This window comes from Archangium lipolyticum, from assembly GCF_024623785.1.
Taxonomy (GTDB): domain Bacteria; phylum Myxococcota; class Myxococcia; order Myxococcales; family Myxococcaceae; genus Archangium; species Archangium lipolyticum.
This window is the reverse complement of sequence record NZ_JANKBZ010000011.1, coordinates 205,652-222,090: the sequence shown is the minus strand read 5'-3', so window position 1 is coordinate 222,090 and position 16,439 is coordinate 205,652. Positions and strand designations below refer to the sequence as shown.

Below are 16,439 nucleotides of genomic sequence, written 5' to 3'. Positions count from 1 at the left end.
TCCTTGGCCTGTCACCTAGGAGGAGACGCGATGGTGCTCCCGGGCAAGGGAATCAGTTGGAAGGAGTTCTTCACCGACCTGAAGAACGAATACCAGAACGACAAGGTGAGCAACGTGGCCGGCGCCGTGACGTTCTTCGGCGTGCTGGCGTTGTTCCCCTTCATCCTGTTCCTCGTGGCGCTCGCGAGCGTCATCATCGATCCCGCCCAGGCCGAGGTGCTCATCAAGGAACTGGGCCGGGTGGCGCCAGAGGCGGTGACCCAGATATTGGGCCAGCGTCTGCACGACTTGGCGGCCAGCAACAACGTGGGGCTGCTGTCGGTGGGTGCGTTGGGCGCGGTGTGGGCCGCGTCGGGCGGGGTGGTGGCGCTGATGGACGCGCTCAACACCGTCTATGACGTGAAGGAGTCCCGGCCCTTCTGGAAGGTGCGTGGCATCGCCATCATGGTGGCGCTGGGAGGCGCGGTGCTCTCCATCCTCGCCTCGCTGGCCATGGTGGGCACGCCAGCCGTCGCGAAATGGCTGGGTGAGCCGCTCGGCACCGTGGTGATGTGGCTGCGCCTGCCCGTGGCGGGCCTGATCATGATGCTGGTGTGGGCGATGATCTACTACGTGCTCCCGGACGTGAAGCAGACCTTCAAGTTCATCTCGCCCGGCTCGGTGGTGGGCGTCATCATCTGGTTGGTCGCGTCCTGGGGTTTCTCGGTGTACGTGCGCAACTTCGGCAGCTACGACGCGAACTACGGCGCGCTCGGTGGTGTCATCGTCATGCTGCTGTGGATGTGGATCTCCTCGCAGGTCATCCTGCTGGGCGCGGAGATCAACTCCGTCCTCGAGCACAGGTCGCCGGAGGGCAAGGCCCCGGGTGAGAAGCGTCCGGGTGAGCGAGGTGGCCCCCCCATGACCAAGAGCGAGAAGAAGGAGAGGGAGCGCAAGGAGATCGAGGAGCGCCTGCGTCCCACGCCGCCACCGCGGCCCGAGCCCGCCCGGATGTCGCCTCTGGGTGCGGCGACCACCTGGGCCACGGGCTTCGGGTTGGGGCTGTTCCTGCTGCGTCGTTCTTCCCGATGACAGATGGGGCTCGAGCCCTGCGCGTCACGGTTGGCGATGGAGTAGTCTTTCCTCTCAGCGGGGAACCGGGGGCCCTCGAGTGACAAGACAGACGAGATCCTCGGCGCTTCCCGCACTGGTTCATTCCAGACGAGGCGCTCCATGGATCCGTCGCCAGCAGTCGTGCTGTCCGGTGTGCATGCGTACGCGGAGAAGTCCATCACCGCGGGGCAGTCCATCCATTTCCGGGTGAGCAGTGACGTGCCGTACACCATCACCGTCGCCCGGTTGGGGCCGGACGCGAACGGTCCGGCGGGGGACCAGGAGCTGTTCCCCCGCCGCCGGGTGGCGAAACCCCAGACGCAGCCGATCTTCCCCGGCTCCTACGTCCACGTGGTCACTCCCCTGCCGGACGAGCCCCTCGCGGCAGTGACGCTGGAGTGCTGGGTCCGGCCCTTCGGAGAGCAGTTGGCGAATTGGCAGGGGCTGCTCTCGCAGCACTCCTATCCCAATCAGTGTGGCATCGGACTGTTCCTCACCCCCCAGAAGCAGATCCTCCTCTACCTGGGAACCGGGGGGGACTTCGATGAGGCGAGGTGCCTGCTCAGTCCCGAGAGCCTTTCCCCGGGGGAGTGGCACCACGTGGCCGGGGTGTGGGACGGGACCCAGGTCTCGCTCTGGATCGACGGTCAGCGGGTGGTGGGCCCGGTTCCCCTGGAGGGGCCGGTCCAGCCAGGGCCCGCGGCGCTCCGGTTGGCGGCCTATGGGGACTCGGGACTGACCCAGAACTTCCTGGATGGGGACCTGGCCATGCCCGTCATCTACGGCCGGGCGCTCCCGGAAGAGGAGATCCTCCAGCGCTTCGCGGACAAGGGCCTGCATCCGCCCGGGTTACAAGGCGTGCTGGCCTGCTGGCCCCTGAACGAGGAGCGGGGAACCCGGGTGAATGACTCCAGCGGTCACGGGCGCGACGGCACGGTGATCAACCGGGGCACGTGGATGATTGGGGGCCCCAGCTTCGACAGCCAGGACGTGTCGCGCTTCCCGGACGGGTACGATCCCGCCACGGATGCCACCCGGGGACACGGCCTGCGCTTCGCCTCCGACGACCTGTACGACTGCAAGTGGTTGGCGAACCACCGCTTCGATCTCCCCGCCCATGCGAAGCCGGGCATCTACGTCGGGCGCATCCACTACGGCAACGGGTCCATCTACGACGTGACATTCGTGGTCAAGCGGCCCCGGGAGAGCCCTGACCGGGCGCCCCTGCTCGTCCTGTGCGCGACGAATACCTGGCTCGCCTATGGTGCCACCCCCTTCGCGCCGGAGACCGCGCTCGGTACGGCCTGGTACCCGGGTGGGGTGGGAGGCTCCTCGGTGGTGCAGGGGCTCGATACCGCCGGGTCCGAGCCTCCGAAGTACAACTTCTATGTGAACCACCGGGGCGATCAGCCCACCTACCGCATGGGCTGGAACCTCCCCTGGCCGGTGGCCGCACCCTACGTCCGCTACCACGTGGGAGCCGACTACAGCCACCTGGTGCGCGCCGAGCGGGCCCTGCACTGCTGGCTGGAGGCCAACGGCTACGACTTCGATGTCGTCACCGACCTGGACCTGCACACGGACGCCTCCGTGCTGGAGGACTACCCGGTGGTGCTCATCAACGGACACAGCGAGTACTGGTCGGTGCCGGCCTACAAGGGGCTGGAGCGCTATCTCGCCCAGGGCGGCAAGGTCATCGCGCTGTCGGGCAATACCCTCTTCTGGCGCGTGAGCTACGACGAGGATCTGACGACGATGGAGTGCCGGAAGTCCGAAGTGCTCGGCATCGCGGGCGGGCTGTGGAAGGCCTACCTCGGGGAGTGCTACCACAGCGACGATGGCGGGCGCGGAGGGCTGATGCGCCAGTGTGGCTTCCCGGCCTGGAAGCTGCTCGGCATGGAGAGCGTGGGCTTCGTCCGGGATGAGAGCGCGCACATCGATTACGTCTGCGAAGCGCCAGATCACCCCTTCTTCGCCGGGACCGGTCTGACGGGGGGCGACACCTTCGCCAACGGCGCCGTGGGGCACGAGTGGGACATCCGCGTGGATCTGCCGCAGCAGGGCGACACGGGGATCCCCGACTCGGAGCTGCCCCAGGGCATCGTGACCCTGGCGTACAGCCACGCCACCGCCACGGACCAGGTGTGGAACTACGGCATGGACGAAGTCGATCTCCAGGACGGCGACATCCTCATCAGCCAGATGATCCACTGGGAGCGGCCAGCGGGCGGGGAGGTCTTCTTCGCCGGCACCATCGGAGCGGGTCTGGCGCTGAAGCAGGACGAGGCGCGCTGGGGAACCGTGCTGCGCAACGTCCTGGGGCATTTCGGACTGTGAGCACCCTGGCCGGAAGCCACTGGGAGTCCAGCGGCTTCCGGCCCGACGCCTAGCGGCGCTGGGCGGCGTGGTAGGGGTTCTTCTCGAGGAACTCGGCGAAGGTGCCGGTGAAGTCGTTGACCGGCTTGCCCTCCTCGAGGCTCCAGATGCGGGTGGCCACCTCGGAGATGAGCTCCTGGTCGTGCGTCACGATGATGGCGGTGCCCTCGTACTTCTGGAGGCCCTCGGCCAGCGCGCTGATGGACTCCAGGTCCAGGTGGTTGGTGGGCTCGTCGAAGACGAGCACGTTGTCCTGGTTGAGCATCAGCTTGCACAGCAGCAGGCGCACCGTCTCACCACCGGAGAGCGTGTCCGTGGGCTTCATGCGCTCCTCACCGGAGAAGAGCATGCGGCCCATCACACCGGAGATCTCCTCGTTGGTGAGCTTGGTGTTGATGTCGCGCAGCCACTCGAAGGCGGTGGTGCCCTTGCGGATGGTGCCATGGTGGTCCTGCGGCAGGTAGGCCATGGAGGCCTGGTGGCCCCAGGTGATCTTCCCCGCGTCCGGCTCGAGCTGCCCGGCGATCATCTTCACCAGCGTGGACTTGCCCACGCCGTTGCGGCCGATGACGCAGATCTTCTCGCCCTTGAGCACCAGCGGGCTGAAGGGCCGGATGACGGGCTGGCCATCGAAGCTCTTGGCGATGCCCTCCACCATGATCGTCTGCTTGCCGCTGGACTGCTTCACGTCGAAGCGGATGAAGGGCCGCGCGATGTTCGAGCGCTTGAGGTCGTCCGTCTTCAGCTTGTCGATCTGCTTGATGCGGCTCTGCACCTGGGAGGCGCGCGTGCCGGCATGGAAGCGGGCGACGAAGTCCTGCAGCTGGGCGATCTTCTTCTTCTTCTCGGAGACCTCGGACTCGATGCGGCTGCGCACCTGGGCCTTCTGGCGCACCATGTCATCGTAGCCACCGGTGTACTGGATGATGGTCTCGTAATCGATGTCCGCGATGTGCGTGCAGATCTGATTGAGGAAGTGCCGGTCGTGGCTGATGGTGATGAGCACACCCTCGAAGGCCAGGAGGAAGTTCTCCAGCCAGCGGATGGAGTCGATGTCGAGGTTGTTGGTGGGCTCGTCGAGCAGCAGCCCCTGGGGCTTGCCGAAGAGGGCCTGGGCGAGCAGCACGCGCAGCTTGAGGCCGCCGGTGAGCTGCTTCATGGGGCCTTCATGGGAGGCCGCGGGGATGCCGAGACCCTCGAGCAGCGAGGCCGCCTCGGACTCGGCGCTGTAGCCGTCCTCCTCGGCGATGACCATCTCCAGCTCGCCCAGCCGGTTGCCATCGTCCTCGGTGATGTCGGGCTTGGCGAGGATGACGTCCTTCTCCTTCATGGCGTCCCAGAGGGCCTTGTTGCCCATGAGGACGACATCGAGGACGCGGTTGTCCTCGTAGCGGAAGTGATCCTGGCGGAGGATGCCCAGCTTCTTGGGGCGGGAGATGGTGCCCATGTCCGCTTCCTCGTCTCCAGCGAGGATCTTCATGAACGTGGACTTGCCCGCCCCGTTGGGACCGGTGAGGCCGTAGCGGCGGCCGGGCGAGAAGGCGACGTTGACCTCCTCGAAGAGCTTCTTGGGCCCGTAGGCCTTGGAGACGTTGACGATCGTGAACATGGGGGGCGCTTTCTAGCGGAAGGGGTAGGCGGCCGGAAGGCGCGCGACAGGTGGATTTCACCGAGACCGACGGTGAGGACCCCTTTTAACCCCGGAGCGGCGGCGATCTATGCCGCCGAAGCGGTGGGAAAGCCCGCTCCCGGGTAGGCGTCGATGTGGGATACCTACCGGGCCCCTGGATGCCGGCCTGGCGGGCTGGGTGAGGGTAGTGCCCCCGCCGGGATGCTCAGTCCCGTGAGCCGGGGGAGAGGAGGTCCGTGCCGTTGAAGACTCTTCCGTTCAAGCGGCGCGCCAGCTCCAGCGCGGCCTTCAGGAACACCTCCTCGGAGAGGACCTCCGAGGTTCCCACGACACCGACCAACCACCTGGTTCCTCCTACGAAGCGAATCAGTTCCTTCTTGGTGGGTTGATCAAGGTCCTCACGTCGCCAGAAGAAACTGCTGGTACCGAGGATGATCTTGCCAAACGGATCCATCGGTCCGGTGAACTCCAGGGAGTTGAACTTGAGCGTCCCCTGAGCGCTCGTGAAGCTCGCGGAACTCCAGCGCTCAGGTTCACCGTCCCAGTGCAGCAACCACCCGGGGAGGACATCCCTCACGGACTCGATGGCCTGATGATCAACCACCGGGCTGTAGATGGTGCACCGCACGTTTTTCCCTCTCACCTGAGTAGTCCGGTTGCCGGAACCTGATTCTTCATTGTGGAATGATGGCGCCATGGCGAGGCCATTGATCACCACCATCGGGTACTGCACCAGCACCACGGCCCGCATCTGCGTCACCGCGAAGGACGGGCTCTCCCACGCCCGGCTCGTCTTCCGCTCGGGGGAGGGCGCGTTCCAGTCACGTGAGGCACGGCTCTCCCAGCCCACCGGCTCCACCTTCCTCCATGGCACGTTCGACCTCGACGGCCTCGCCGGGTCCTCCACGGTCGAATACGCGGTGGCCGTCTCGGCCACACCCGAGGGGTTGCCCTCCCTTACACAGCTCTCCCAGTCCGGTGGGCTCGGCCGTTTCCGGCTGCTGCCTCCACCCGGTCAGCCCCTGCGGATCGGCCTGGTGAGCTGCAATGGCGGCTACGTGGTGAGCGATCACGGCCGGCGTCATGCCATGTGGAAGCGGCTCGGCGAGGTGGTCGCGGCGGGGGAGGTGGACCTGCTCCTCCACATGGGCGATCAGATCTACGCGGACCACATCCGCGAGGCCTGGCAGCGCAACGACCTGGACGACCACCTGACGCCGGAGAACGAGGCGCTGATGCAGCGGCTCCGGGAGTCCTTCCGCGTCCTCTATTGCGACACGTGGCAGCGGCCCGAGCTCGCCTCGGTGCTCGGCTCGGTGCCCTCGATGATGATGTGGGACGACCACGACATCTTCGATGGGTGGGGCTCCCATGACGAGGTGACCCCCGCGGATCGCGCCTTCTTCGAGGCCGCGCGGACGACGTTCGAGGAGTTCCAGGCACGGCTGAACCCGCCCGCCTTCAGCGAGCACTCGTATGGCTTCGGGTGGGTGAGCAACGGACTGGGGTTCCTGGTGCTCGACGCGCGCACGCACCGGAGCTGGAAGGACCAGACCATCATCGGCCGGAAGCAGTGGGCCGAGGTGGATGCGTGGTTGGAGGCGCAGGTGCCCGCCGGGCTCAAGCGGCTCTTCGTCGTCACGGGCGTGCCCCCGCTGCACGCGAAGGTGGCCGCGGCCAGCAAGCTGCTGGAGAAGCTCGGTTTCGACTCGTTCCTGTGCGACGTGCGCGACTCGTGGATGGCGCCCAACAACACCGAGGAGCTGCGCAAGCTGCTCAACCGCCTCTTCGAGTTTCGCAAGCGCTCGCCCGGCACGGAGGTGACATCGCTGAGCGGGGACGTCCACGTAGGGACGACGGCGCGGTTGCGCTCGCGCGTGCCCTTCCACAAGCGCTCCGATTCCGACCTGCCGGAGATCACCCAGGTGGTGTCCAGTGGCATCGGCTCGCTGCCGCCGGACGGCCTCATCCGCAAGGTGGTGGAGCTCGGCCTCGGCTCCGAGGCGGTGGACATGTACCAGGACCTCTTCTCGGGGAGGCTGCTGGAGCTGCCGGGCAATCCGGAGGGACGCGTGCTCTTCCGGAGGAACTTCGCCGTGCTGGACCCGGGCGCGAGCGGCAGGGCCGGGTGGGATCCCGACCAGAACCTGCGCGTCCGGTACTACGCCGAGGGCCTGGAGCGCCCCATCGAGCAGACGCTGCTGGCCCTCTGAGCGCGGTCCCTCACGAATTTTCCGCATGATTCTCCAAGTCACCGGCTCTGAACGGATGTGGGCCAGTCGTTCGAGCCCCTCGTGAACTCGACCCACGGAAAACGGTGACCGTGATGAAGAAGTACCTGCTCGCCTGGATGTGCCTTCAGATTCCCGCGCTGGCTCAAGCCGCCACTCCGGCCACCGCGAAACCCCAGCGTACGGCCGTCCAGGTGTCCGAGGCCGAGCGCTACGCGCGGCGGTGCCAGTCCCAGGCACCTCACCGCACCGTCAAGCCCCAGGGGACGATGCTGTGGGGCACCAAGCGCAGTTGGGACACCGAGAAGACGGCTCCCGAGGTGAGCAGCGTGCTCGTCTCGGTGGACCTCGCGCCCCTGCGCCAGGCGGATGCCGGGACGAAGGCCCTGACCCTCGAGGGCGGACGTCTGGTGGCCTCGGGGAAGGGCGTCGTCGGCACCGTGCTCCAGGGCACGGCGAGCGACGGCAAGCCCGTGGAGGTGGCCATCTGCGGCGCCGAGCCCGCCCCCGAGGATCCCGGGATGGTCTGGTACCGCATCGAGGCGTGGAACGCGGTGGCCCAGGAGTGGGAGAACCCCTGCGTCGCCCTGGATCGCGTGCCCGACCCCCGGGCGCTCGCGGTGGGCGGCGTCTGGGACGCGAGCGGCGCACGCCAGGACGTCCCGGGCAAGCTCACCTTCGCCTGTGAGAACGGCGCCATCACCAAGTGCATCCGCTGGGGCTACAAGCCCTGGGAGCGCCGCGACGGGCATTCACTGGCCGACCTCCATCAGGCCTGCACGCGCATGGCTCGCGCGGATTACTGCGGCAACGGCCGCAGCCACACGTACCAGGACACCGCCATCGACATGTACGATCGGCTCGGCGTGCTCGCGCGGACGACGGAGGCCGTCGACGGCTGGGATCCCGCGCGGGCCTCGTTCGAAGCGGCGTGGGCTCCCGACGGCGCCACCTGCCTGGCCCGGACCCGCGACGGCCGCGCACTGGCGACGATCCTCGAGGAGTGTCCCAACCGTTTCCAGAAGGGCGCGGCGCTCGAGCTGGGTGGGGGGGACCGCTGCATGGTGCGCCGCGCGGACGCGAGCCCCGGAACGGCGCTGCTGCGCAACCAGTCCTATGGAGCCCCGTAGGACCCCCGGAGGCGTGTGCCTCCGCGTCAGTCCTTCCCTGGAGTCCGGCTCCCTCCGTCCGCCTTCCCCAGGAGCTGGCTGATGTTCAGATCGAGCTGGCTGTCGAGGACGGCCAGGAAGCTCTTGAAGTCACCGGTGGAGAGGCCCAGCCGCGCCTGCAGACGGCGCCGGGTGTCCTCGTAGATCTCCTGCCGGGCACTCTTCAACCAACGGGAGACCGTCGATTGATTGACGCGAAAGAGCGAGGCCAGCTCGTACATCGAGAGCTGATCGACGAAGTAGAGGCGCAGCAGGTGGCGATCGTCCGCCGGGAGCTCGGAGAAGGCCTCGCGCACGGCCTGGCGGAAGTCGTTGTGGTAGCGCCGCTTGATGAGGTCCAGCTCCGCGTCCATTCCCGGCGCCGGCAACGCCTCGAACACGGTGTCCGAGTCTTGATCGGGAGCGGGCTTCTGGCCGGCCTGCAGCTTGATGGCGATGCGCACGGCGGTGACACGCACCCAGCTCAGCAGCGCGCCTCGTCCCGTGTACTCGGCGATCTTCGGGTCCCCTTCGGGAGTGGGGACCAGGAGCTTCACGCGCGCCAGCTGGCAGACGTCGTCGATCATCGCCTCGGGCTGCTTGGGACCCCGGAGCAGCCCCGGCAGCTTCGCGAGGTAGTTCCGCTCGAAGAGCCCGATGGCGGCGGGAAGACCCCTCAGACAGGCGCATGCGAGGTAGAGCTCCGCCAGGGACAGCTGCGCGAGCAGCGGCTCGATGGGGCTGTCTGGATTTGCCTCGGGCAGCCGCTCGGCGAGGTGTTTCACGAATGGCTCGGCGGGAAGATTCACGGCCGGCCACTGCGCACGGGCGGTCTCCCAGGTCCGGACGAGCAGACCTTCGAGCTCGGAGGCATCCGCGGGTGGAACGAAGCGCACCTTCGCGTGGGCGAGAAACGTCGCGGCCAACCCTGGCACCTGCTCCATTCTCGTCCCTGTACCATGCGCTTCTTCGGGCCATCAACGGGGGCCATTGAGCGGCGATCGGCACGCGGCTAGCCTGAGCCCATCGACTCCATGCGTCAGTCCACTCCCAGTGACAGCGGGCCGAGCGCATCCGGTTGTCTGACGGACGATGTCCTCGTCGATCTCCTCGATGGCCGGTTGCCGGACGAGGCGCTGGCTCGTGCCCATCGTCACTCCGCCGGGTGCGACGCCTGCCGGCTCCTCCTCGCCTCGGTCTCGCGCGGGGGTCTGGGGGTGGAGCGGAGCGTCCCGGAAGTTCCAGTTCCGGCCACCGTCACCGTGGAGGAGCCGGGTGTCCCCTGGACGCCACCCGACGCGTTCGACGAGTTCCGCCTCGTGCGCCTGCTCGGCCGCGGCGGCATGGGCGTCGTCTACCTGGCGTACGACACCTCGCTGGACCGGCACGTGGCGGTGAAGTTCATCGCCTCGAGTCAGCCCGAGCCCTGGGTCCGCGCGTACTTCGAGACCGAGGCCCGTGCCATCGCCCGGCTGCAGCACCCCAACGTCGTCAACGTGTTCCGCGTCGGTGAGGTCGGCGGGCACCCGTACATCGTCTCCGAGTACGTCGTCGGCCAGAGCCTCGCGGAGCTGCCACTGCCGGTGCCGTGGCGCCGGGTCCTGACGCTCGGCATCGGTCTCGCCCGGGGGCTCGCGGCGGCGCATCGCCAGGGCGTGCTCCACCGCGACCTCAAGCCGTCCAACGCCCTCCTCACCGAGGACGGCGAGGTGAAGCTGCTCGACTTCGGGTTGGCCGAGCGTTTCGAGCCGGGGGCGGACTCACCGGCCTCCAGCACGCACCTCCTCGTCGGCACGCGGCCCTACATGGCGCCGGAGCTGCTGGAGCGTGCTCCGGCGACTCCGAGAAGCGATCTCCATGCGCTGGGCCTCGTGCTCCACGAGCTGTGCACGGGCGAGGTGCCGCGGGGCACACCCCGGCGTCCGGAGGAGGGGCCCCCACCAGTTGGAGCAGGGCAGGGGATCGACCCGGACTTCGCCGCGATCATCGCGCGGTGCCTCGCGCCCGACCCGATGGAGCGCTTCGCCTCGGCGGAGGTGCTCTGCGAGGCCCTCGAACGCCTCGAGCGCAGCAGTGCCCCCGCGCCCCTGGTCGCCGGAAATCCCTACCGGGGCCTCGCGCCCTTCGAGGCCGAGCACCGGGAGCTCTTCTTCGGACGCGACGCGGACATCCGCGCCGTGCTCGAGCGCCTCCGCCACCGGCCCCTCGTCCTCGTCGCCGGGGACTCAGGCGCCGGCAAGTCCTCGCTGTGCCGCGCCGGTGTGCTGCCCCAGGTGGCCGCCGGGGCCCTGGACGAGGCGCGTGAGCGGATTCCCGTCACGTTGTGGCCCGGCCACCGCCCACTCGAGGCCCTGGCCGCCGCACTCGCGCCCCTGTTGGGACGGAAGGAGGCGGAGCTCGTCACCGCGCTCGCGGACTCGCCGGGCTGGCTCGGGCGGGCGCTGCGCGAGGCGCACCAGGGCGGACGGCGCCTGCTCCTCTTCATCGATCAGCTCGAGGAGCTCATCACCCTCTCCGAGCCGGTCCAGGCGGCGCACTTCGCCCGTATCCTCGGGGAGCTCGCCCTGCCGTCGGAGGCGGTGCGCGTCCTGCTGGCGGTGCGCGGTGATTTCCTGACGCGCCTGTGCTCCCTGCCCGGCCTGGGCGAGGAGGCCGAGCGGGCGCTCTACATCCTCCGCCCCATGTCTCCCGAGGGCGTGCGCGAGGCCATCGTCGGCCCCGCGCGCGGCCGTGGCGTGGTCTTCGAATCCGCCGAGCTCGTCCAGATGCTCGTCGCGTCCACGGCGCACGGCGTGGGCAGCTTGCCGCTGCTCCAGTTCGCGCTCGCCGAGCTGTGGGAGCGGCGAGACCCGGCGCGAGGCCGCATCACACGGGCGGCGCTCGACGAGATGGGTGGAGTGGCTGGAGCGCTGTCACGGCACGCGGATGGGGTGCTCGCGCGCCTGAGTCCCGCCGAGCGCGAGGCAGCGCGGCGGCTCCTCCTCCAACTCGTGACGGCGGAGGGGACGCGCATCGAGCGGGGTGAGGAGGAGCTCGTCGAGGCCTCGGATGGGCCGTCCCTCGCGGCCCTTCGCGCGCTCGTCGAGGGCCGCCTCCTGCACACGCGCACCGCTCGTGGCCAGCCACGTTACGAGATCGCCCATGACTCGCTCATCCAGAGCTGGGAGACGCTCCGCGACTGGCTCGACGATGACATCGGCCATCGCGCGGTGCGCAAACGGCTCGAGGCGGCGAGCGCCGAGTGGGAGCGCCTGATGCGCACCAGGGAGGCCCTCTGGGGACAGCGTCAGCTCGACGAGGCCCGTGCGCTCGAGCCCTCTACCCTGGGGGCGCGCGAGCGTGCCTTCCTCCTCGCCTCCCACCGCGCCGTGGTGCGCCAGCGTTGGGGCCGATGGCTCGCCGCGCTCGTCCTCGCGCTGGCCGTCGCCGCCTCCTACGGGGGCCTGCGCCTGCAGGCGTACCTCGAGGACGCGCGCTTCGTCGCCGCCCAGGTCGCCACGGCGAGGGAAGCGCTCGCCGAGGGGCGCGCCCTCGCGCAGCGGGCCGGCCTGCGCCAGGAGGATGCACTGGCGCTGTTCGACGGCCGGCCTTCTCCGTCCGCTGGTCTCGAGACCCTGCCGGGCCCCCATGACCTCAGGAAAGCCGCCGAGCGGCAATGGACCGAGGCACTCACCTTGCGCGAGCAGGCCCATGAGGCCTACGCCTGGGCCAGCCGGACCCTCGAGAAGGCCCTCGATCGCGATCGTGGCCATGCGGGCACGCGCCAGCTCATCGCGGAGGTCACCTATGAACGGCTCCTCCTCGCCGAGCGCTTCCACCAGCGGCGCGAGCGCGACGAATGGGTCCAGCACCTGGTGCAGGTGACCGATACCGCGAAGGAGGGCGCGGAGTGGCGGCGACGGTTCCTGGCTCCGGCCGAGCTCGAGCTGGTGACGGAGCCCCCCGGCGCCCGCGTCGAGATCGAGCGCTACACCGACGTCCAGGGGACGCGGCTCCGCGTGCCCGTTCCGGAGGCGGGCTCCCTGGGACCGACGCCCCTCTCCCGCGTCCTGCTGCCCGAGGGCTCCTATCTCCTCCACGTCACGCATCCAGGGCGCGTGCCGATGGAGCTGCCGCTGCTCCTCACGCACGGTGCCAGCGAGCGGATCCGCCTCACGCTCCCCACCACGGTGCCGGCCGGCTATGTCTTCATCCCGTCCGGGTGCTTCCTGCTGGGCAGTGCCGAGCCGGAGGAGGTGCGGGGCTTCATGCTCAGCCCGCCGCTCCACCGGTTCTGTCTCAACGAGGGATATCTGATCGGACAGAGAGAGGTGACGTTCGGCGACTGGCTGACCTACCTCGACGACCTGTCCCCGGATGCGCCAGCGAGACGGATCCTCGAGCAGCCGCGCTTCAGCGCCACCGGGGCGGTCTCGCTGCGGCAGCAACCCGGCGTGGGCTGGGTCTTCTCCTTCTACCGTTCACGCGAGGACGTCTTCACGGCGAGAGAGGGGGAGACCTTCCACTATCCGGGGAGGACCCGGCGGAACACCGCCGACTGGCGCCAGTTTCCCCTGTCCGGCGTCTCCGCCGAGGATCTGGCGGGCTACTTCTACTGGCTTGACCATACGGGACGTCTTCCGGGAGCGCGCCTGTGCACCCAGAACGAGTGGGAGTACGCCGCTCGCGGTGCGGATGGCCGCCGCTACCCCCACGGCGACCAGCTGCTGCCCGACGACGCCAACATCGACACGACCTATGAACGGCGGCCCACGGCCTTCGGACCCGACATGGTCGGCTCCCACCCGGTCTCGGTGAGCCCCTTCGGGCTGGAGGACATGGCCGGCAACGCCTTCGAGATCACACGCTCCGTGACACCGGAGTTCGGGCGCGTCGTCCTGCGGGGCGGGGCCTGGTACTACGATGACTTTGGCGCGCACATCGCGAACATTTCCGTTGGCGATCCGACGGCGCGCGACGCAGCGATCGGCGTGCGCGTCTGTGCCTCGTTCTCTCCGTGACCCATGTGTCCGGGCGCCGCCGGAGCGATAATCCGCCGATTTCCTGCATGATCTTCCAGCTCATGGGCTCCTCTGTCGTGGGGGGGGGTGGAGTCCCCCGGGTCCTGGAAGGGGGGAGGGGCCCGGGGGCACTCCGTGCCGTGATACACACGCTCGAGACCCGGGCAGGGGGGCAGCCGAGCAGATAGCGGGCATGTCCCGCGCCCGCCGCGGGTATAAGGCGGAGCCAATGGCCGTCCGTTTCGAACTCGTCACCACAGACCCCACGGGGGCCCGTGCCGGGGTGCTTCATACCCGGCGGGGCTCCATCCCCACGCCCGTCTTCATGCCGGTGGGCACCCACGCCTCCTTCCGCCACCTCGGCATGGACGAGGTGAAGGCCACCGGGGCGAAGATCCTCCTGTCCAACACGTACCACCTGATGCTCAAGCCGGGCATCGACGTGTTCCAGCGCTTCGGCGGCATCCATCCCTTCATGCAGTGGGATGGGGCGGTGCTGACGGACTCGGGCGGGTTCCAGATCTTCTCGCTGCCCGAGGACCGGCTCATCACCGAGAAGGGCGCGCACTTCCGCAGCTTCCACGACAACAGCCGCCAGCTCCTCAGCCCCGAGTCCAGCATCGCCATGCAGCAGGCGATCAACTCGGAGATCATGATGGTGCTGGACGTGTGCATCGACTCGCGCACGGACGAGGCGGGCACTCGCGAGGCCATGGAGCGCACCCACCGCTGGGCGCTGCGCAGCCTCGCGGCCAAGAACAAGGTGGACACCGGCCAGGCCCTCTTCGCCATCGTCCAGGGCGGGGTGCACCCGAACCTGCGCGACGAGAGCGCCGCCTTCCTCACCCAGCACCCCTTCGACGGCTTCGCCATCGGCGGCCTCGCGGTGGGCGAGACGAACGAGGAGCGCAAGGCCATGACGGCCCGCGCCGCCGCCTCGCTGCCCCAGGACAAGCCGCGCTACCTCATGGGCGTGGGCACCCCCACGGACCTGCTGGAGGCGGTGCTGCGCGGCGTGGACATGTTCGACTGCATCATCCCCACGAAGATGGCGCAGCAGGGCTACGCCTATACCTTCCAGGGGCTCGTTCGCATCACGCGCCAGGTGTTCCGGCTCTCGGACGAGCCGTTGGATCCCACGTGCGACTGCTACGTGTGCAAGCGCTACAGCCGCGGGTATCTGCAGCACCTGATGAGCGGCAAGCACCACACGGGCTCGCGCATGCTGTCCGTGCACAACGTGCACCACTACCAGCAGCTCACCTGGAAGATGCGCGATGCCATTCTCCGGGGCTCCTACGCGCAGGCATACCGCGAGCTGAAGCAGGCCGTGGCGACGCCCAAGGATCTCAAGGACGCGAAGCTCGAGGTGGGACCCGGCGCCGTCACCCTGAAGGAAGTGGGCTGAGCGCGTGGACGCACAGAACCCTCGGGATGGGGACTTCGAGCTGGTGACGTTGCGCAACGGCTCGCGGGCGGTGCGGCACCTCGGGCACGGGGAGGTGATGCACCCCTCGGTGGGCCCGTGGCAGGAGGCCCTGCGCCTCTACGTGGAGCAGTCGCGTCTGGCCGAGCGTCTGCGCACCCCGGGCGAGCCGCTCGTCATCCACGACGTGGGCCTGGGGGCGGCCACCAACGCGGTGGCGGCGCTCACCTGCGCGCGCGAGCTGGGGGCCGAGCGCAAGCGGGGGTTGGAGCTGGTGAGCTTCGAGGTGGACCTGGCGCCGCTGCGGCTCGCGCTGGCGGACGCGGCGGGCTTCCCGTTCCTGCAACCCTTCCGCGAGGCGGCCGAGGCCCTCATGCGCGACGGCGTCTGGGAGGCGGAGGGCCTGCGCTGGCGGCTGCACCTGGGAGATGCCCAGGGGCTGATCGGCGCGGGGCTGCCGAAGGCGGATCTGGTGTTCTTCGACCCGTTCTCGCCGGCGTCCAACCCGGAGATGTGGACGCCCCGGGTGCTGTCGCAGGTGAGGGCGTGCTGCCGGGAGGACGGGGAGGGGGCGCTGCTGCTGACGTACAGCGCGGCCACGCCCACGCGGGTGACGCTGCTGCTGGCGGGCTTCTACGTGGGGGCGGGGCTCTCCACGGGGACGAAGGGGGAGACCACGGTGGCGGCCACGCGCCGCGAGTCCCTGGTGGCGCCCCTCGGGGAGCGCTGGCTGGACAGGTGGCGCCGCTCCTCGTCCCGCGCCCCCCACGGCGAGCCGCTGACGCCCGAGCTCGAGGCGCGGGTGCTCGCCCACCCCCAGTGGCGAATGGCCTGAAACGACAAGAGGGTCACCCCTCTCTCGAGGGGGACCCTCCAGTGGCGAGACCCGGATTCAGGCTCCCTACGCGGGAGGACGAGGTGCGGACGCGCTGCTCCCGGCGGCGCTCCGCGCGGTGAGCTCCGCGTCCACCACGGCCTCGGCCTGCTCGGACCAGCGCACGTGGTAGGTGGCGGACCGGCCGTCGAAGCCCTCGGGGATGGCGACGACCCTCTGGCCGCCGGCCAGCTCGGTCGCCCGGGCCAGCACGCCCGCCGCGAACGTCGGCTGGTCGGCCATGATGTCGCTCAGCCACACCTCCATCGAGGTGGACTCGCGCTCCACGACCCGCACCTCGCTGCAGTTGGTGCTGCTGCGGAAGCCGAGCCGGACCTGTGCCAGCGCCCTCCTCGGACCCGCCAGCCGGACCATCCCCAGCAGGGCGCGACCGAACAGCGTGGAGAAATACCCGTCGATGAACCGCTCGCCGAGCGAGTAGTACGCCGCCTCGACCGGCATTCCCGCGTAGATGTGATCCGCCGCCACGCGGAGGAACTGCCTCCACTGCTCATTCGTGTAGGTGGGAGCCAGCTTCTGGTCGAGGTCGAGTCCAGCCTCGCGCAGGCGCATCCGGCACGCCGGCGTGAGACGGTTCTCGAGTGCCCTCTGGAACAGCGCCTCGATCGTTCCTGCGTATACGAGCTTTTCGTCGCTCATGG

Annotated in this window: 11 protein-coding genes; 7 read left to right on the top strand and 4 right to left on the bottom strand. The window is 69.0% G+C overall.

Annotated features, from left to right (window positions below; translation table 11 throughout):
* Nucleotides 1–30 precede the first annotated feature (30 nt).
* Both NR810_RS24270 and NR810_RS24265 read left to right on the top strand, forming a co-directional pair.
* A complete protein-coding gene (locus tag NR810_RS24270; protein ID WP_257455744.1) occupies nt 31–1,071 on the top strand; it encodes a YihY/virulence factor BrkB family protein in 1,041 nt (346 codons plus the stop codon).
* Between the two features lie 141 nt (nt 1,072–1,212).
* Entirely contained in the window at nt 1,213–3,429 is a 2,217-nt protein-coding gene (locus NR810_RS24265; RefSeq protein ID WP_257455743.1) for a LamG domain-containing protein, read from the top strand.
* 49 nt (nt 3,430–3,478) lie between these two features.
* On the opposite strand, the gene NR810_RS24260 is transcribed toward NR810_RS24265, so the two are convergent.
* Both NR810_RS24260 and NR810_RS24255 read right to left on the bottom strand, forming a co-directional pair.
* On the bottom strand, nt 3,479–5,077 hold the full coding sequence (locus NR810_RS24260) for an ABC-F family ATP-binding cassette domain-containing protein (protein WP_257455742.1): 1,599 nt from the start codon (nt 5,075–5,077) through the stop codon (nt 3,479–3,481).
* A gap of 226 nt (nt 5,078–5,303) precedes the next feature.
* Complete coding sequence (locus NR810_RS24255; RefSeq protein WP_257455740.1) at nt 5,304–5,819, bottom strand: hypothetical protein; 516 nt, start codon at nt 5,817–5,819, stop codon at nt 5,304–5,306.
* Here NR810_RS24255 and NR810_RS24250 point away from each other — a divergent pair.
* Both NR810_RS24250 and NR810_RS24245 read left to right on the top strand, forming a co-directional pair.
* Nucleotides 5,794–7,311, top strand: coding sequence for an alkaline phosphatase D family protein (locus NR810_RS24250; protein ID WP_257455739.1), 1,518 nt, complete (start codon nt 5,794–5,796; stop codon nt 7,309–7,311). The genes NR810_RS24255 and NR810_RS24250 overlap by 26 nt on opposite strands.
* A 113-nt stretch (nt 7,312–7,424) precedes the next feature.
* The gene (locus tag NR810_RS24245) at nt 7,425–8,459 is read left to right on the top strand and encodes an ADYC domain-containing protein (RefSeq protein ID WP_257455880.1); all 1,035 of its coding nucleotides are present in this window, start codon (nt 7,425–7,427) and stop codon (nt 8,457–8,459) included.
* A gap of 26 nt (nt 8,460–8,485) precedes the next feature.
* On the opposite strand, the gene NR810_RS24240 is transcribed toward NR810_RS24245, so the two are convergent.
* Nucleotides 8,486–9,412 carry a sigma-70 family RNA polymerase sigma factor gene (locus tag NR810_RS24240; RefSeq protein ID WP_326522517.1) on the bottom strand — a complete coding sequence of 309 codons (927 nt, stop codon included), beginning with the start codon at nt 9,410–9,412 and terminating at the stop codon, nt 8,486–8,488.
* A gap of 99 nt (nt 9,413–9,511) precedes the next feature.
* Here NR810_RS24240 and NR810_RS24235 point away from each other — a divergent pair, with 99 nt between their 5' ends.
* From NR810_RS24235 to NR810_RS24225, 3 genes are all read left to right on the top strand, one after another.
* Nucleotides 9,512–13,477, top strand: a complete 3,966-nt coding sequence (locus NR810_RS24235; RefSeq protein ID WP_257455737.1) for a bifunctional serine/threonine-protein kinase/formylglycine-generating enzyme family protein — start codon at nt 9,512–9,514, stop codon at nt 13,475–13,477.
* A gap of 229 nt (nt 13,478–13,706) precedes the next feature.
* Nucleotides 13,707–14,885 carry a tRNA guanosine(34) transglycosylase Tgt gene (gene tgt, locus NR810_RS24230; protein ID WP_257455736.1) on the top strand — a complete coding sequence of 393 codons (1,179 nt, stop codon included), beginning with the start codon at nt 13,707–13,709 and terminating at the stop codon, nt 14,883–14,885.
* A 4-nt stretch (nt 14,886–14,889) separates the two neighbouring features.
* Nucleotides 14,890–15,738: a tRNA (5-methylaminomethyl-2-thiouridine)(34)-methyltransferase MnmD gene (locus tag NR810_RS24225; protein WP_257455735.1), complete on the top strand. Its 849-nt coding sequence runs from the start codon at nt 14,890–14,892 to the stop codon at nt 15,736–15,738.
* 66 nt (nt 15,739–15,804) lie between these two features.
* Here NR810_RS24225 and NR810_RS24220 read toward each other — a convergent pair whose 3' ends face one another.
* The gene (locus tag NR810_RS24220; protein ID WP_257455734.1) at nt 15,805–16,437 is read right to left on the bottom strand and encodes a DUF2378 family protein; all 633 of its coding nucleotides are present in this window, start codon (nt 16,435–16,437) and stop codon (nt 15,805–15,807) included.
* Nucleotides 16,438–16,439: the final 2 nt, after the last annotated feature.

Coding starts and splice junctions, on each gene's coding strand:
- NR810_RS24270 (WP_257455744.1), top strand. CDS start 31: ATGGTGCTCCCGGGCAAGGGAATCAGTTGGAAGGAGTTCTTCACCGAC.
- NR810_RS24265 (WP_257455743.1), top strand. CDS start 1,213: ATGGATCCGTCGCCAGCAGTCGTGCTGTCCGGTGTGCATGCGTACGCG.
- NR810_RS24260 (WP_257455742.1), bottom strand. CDS start 5,077: ATGTTCACGATCGTCAACGTCTCCAAGGCCTACGGGCCCAAGAAGCTC.
- NR810_RS24250 (WP_257455739.1), top strand. CDS start 5,794: ATGGCGAGGCCATTGATCACCACCATCGGGTACTGCACCAGCACCACG.
- NR810_RS24255 (WP_257455740.1), bottom strand. CDS start 5,819: ATGGTGGTGATCAATGGCCTCGCCATGGCGCCATCATTCCACAATGAA.
- NR810_RS24245 (WP_257455880.1), top strand. CDS start 7,425: ATGAAGAAGTACCTGCTCGCCTGGATGTGCCTTCAGATTCCCGCGCTG.
- NR810_RS24235 (WP_257455737.1), top strand. CDS start 9,512: ATGCGTCAGTCCACTCCCAGTGACAGCGGGCCGAGCGCATCCGGTTGT.
- tgt (WP_257455736.1), top strand. CDS start 13,707: ATGGCCGTCCGTTTCGAACTCGTCACCACAGACCCCACGGGGGCCCGT.
- NR810_RS24220 (WP_257455734.1), bottom strand. CDS start 16,437: ATGAGCGACGAAAAGCTCGTATACGCAGGAACGATCGAGGCGCTGTTC.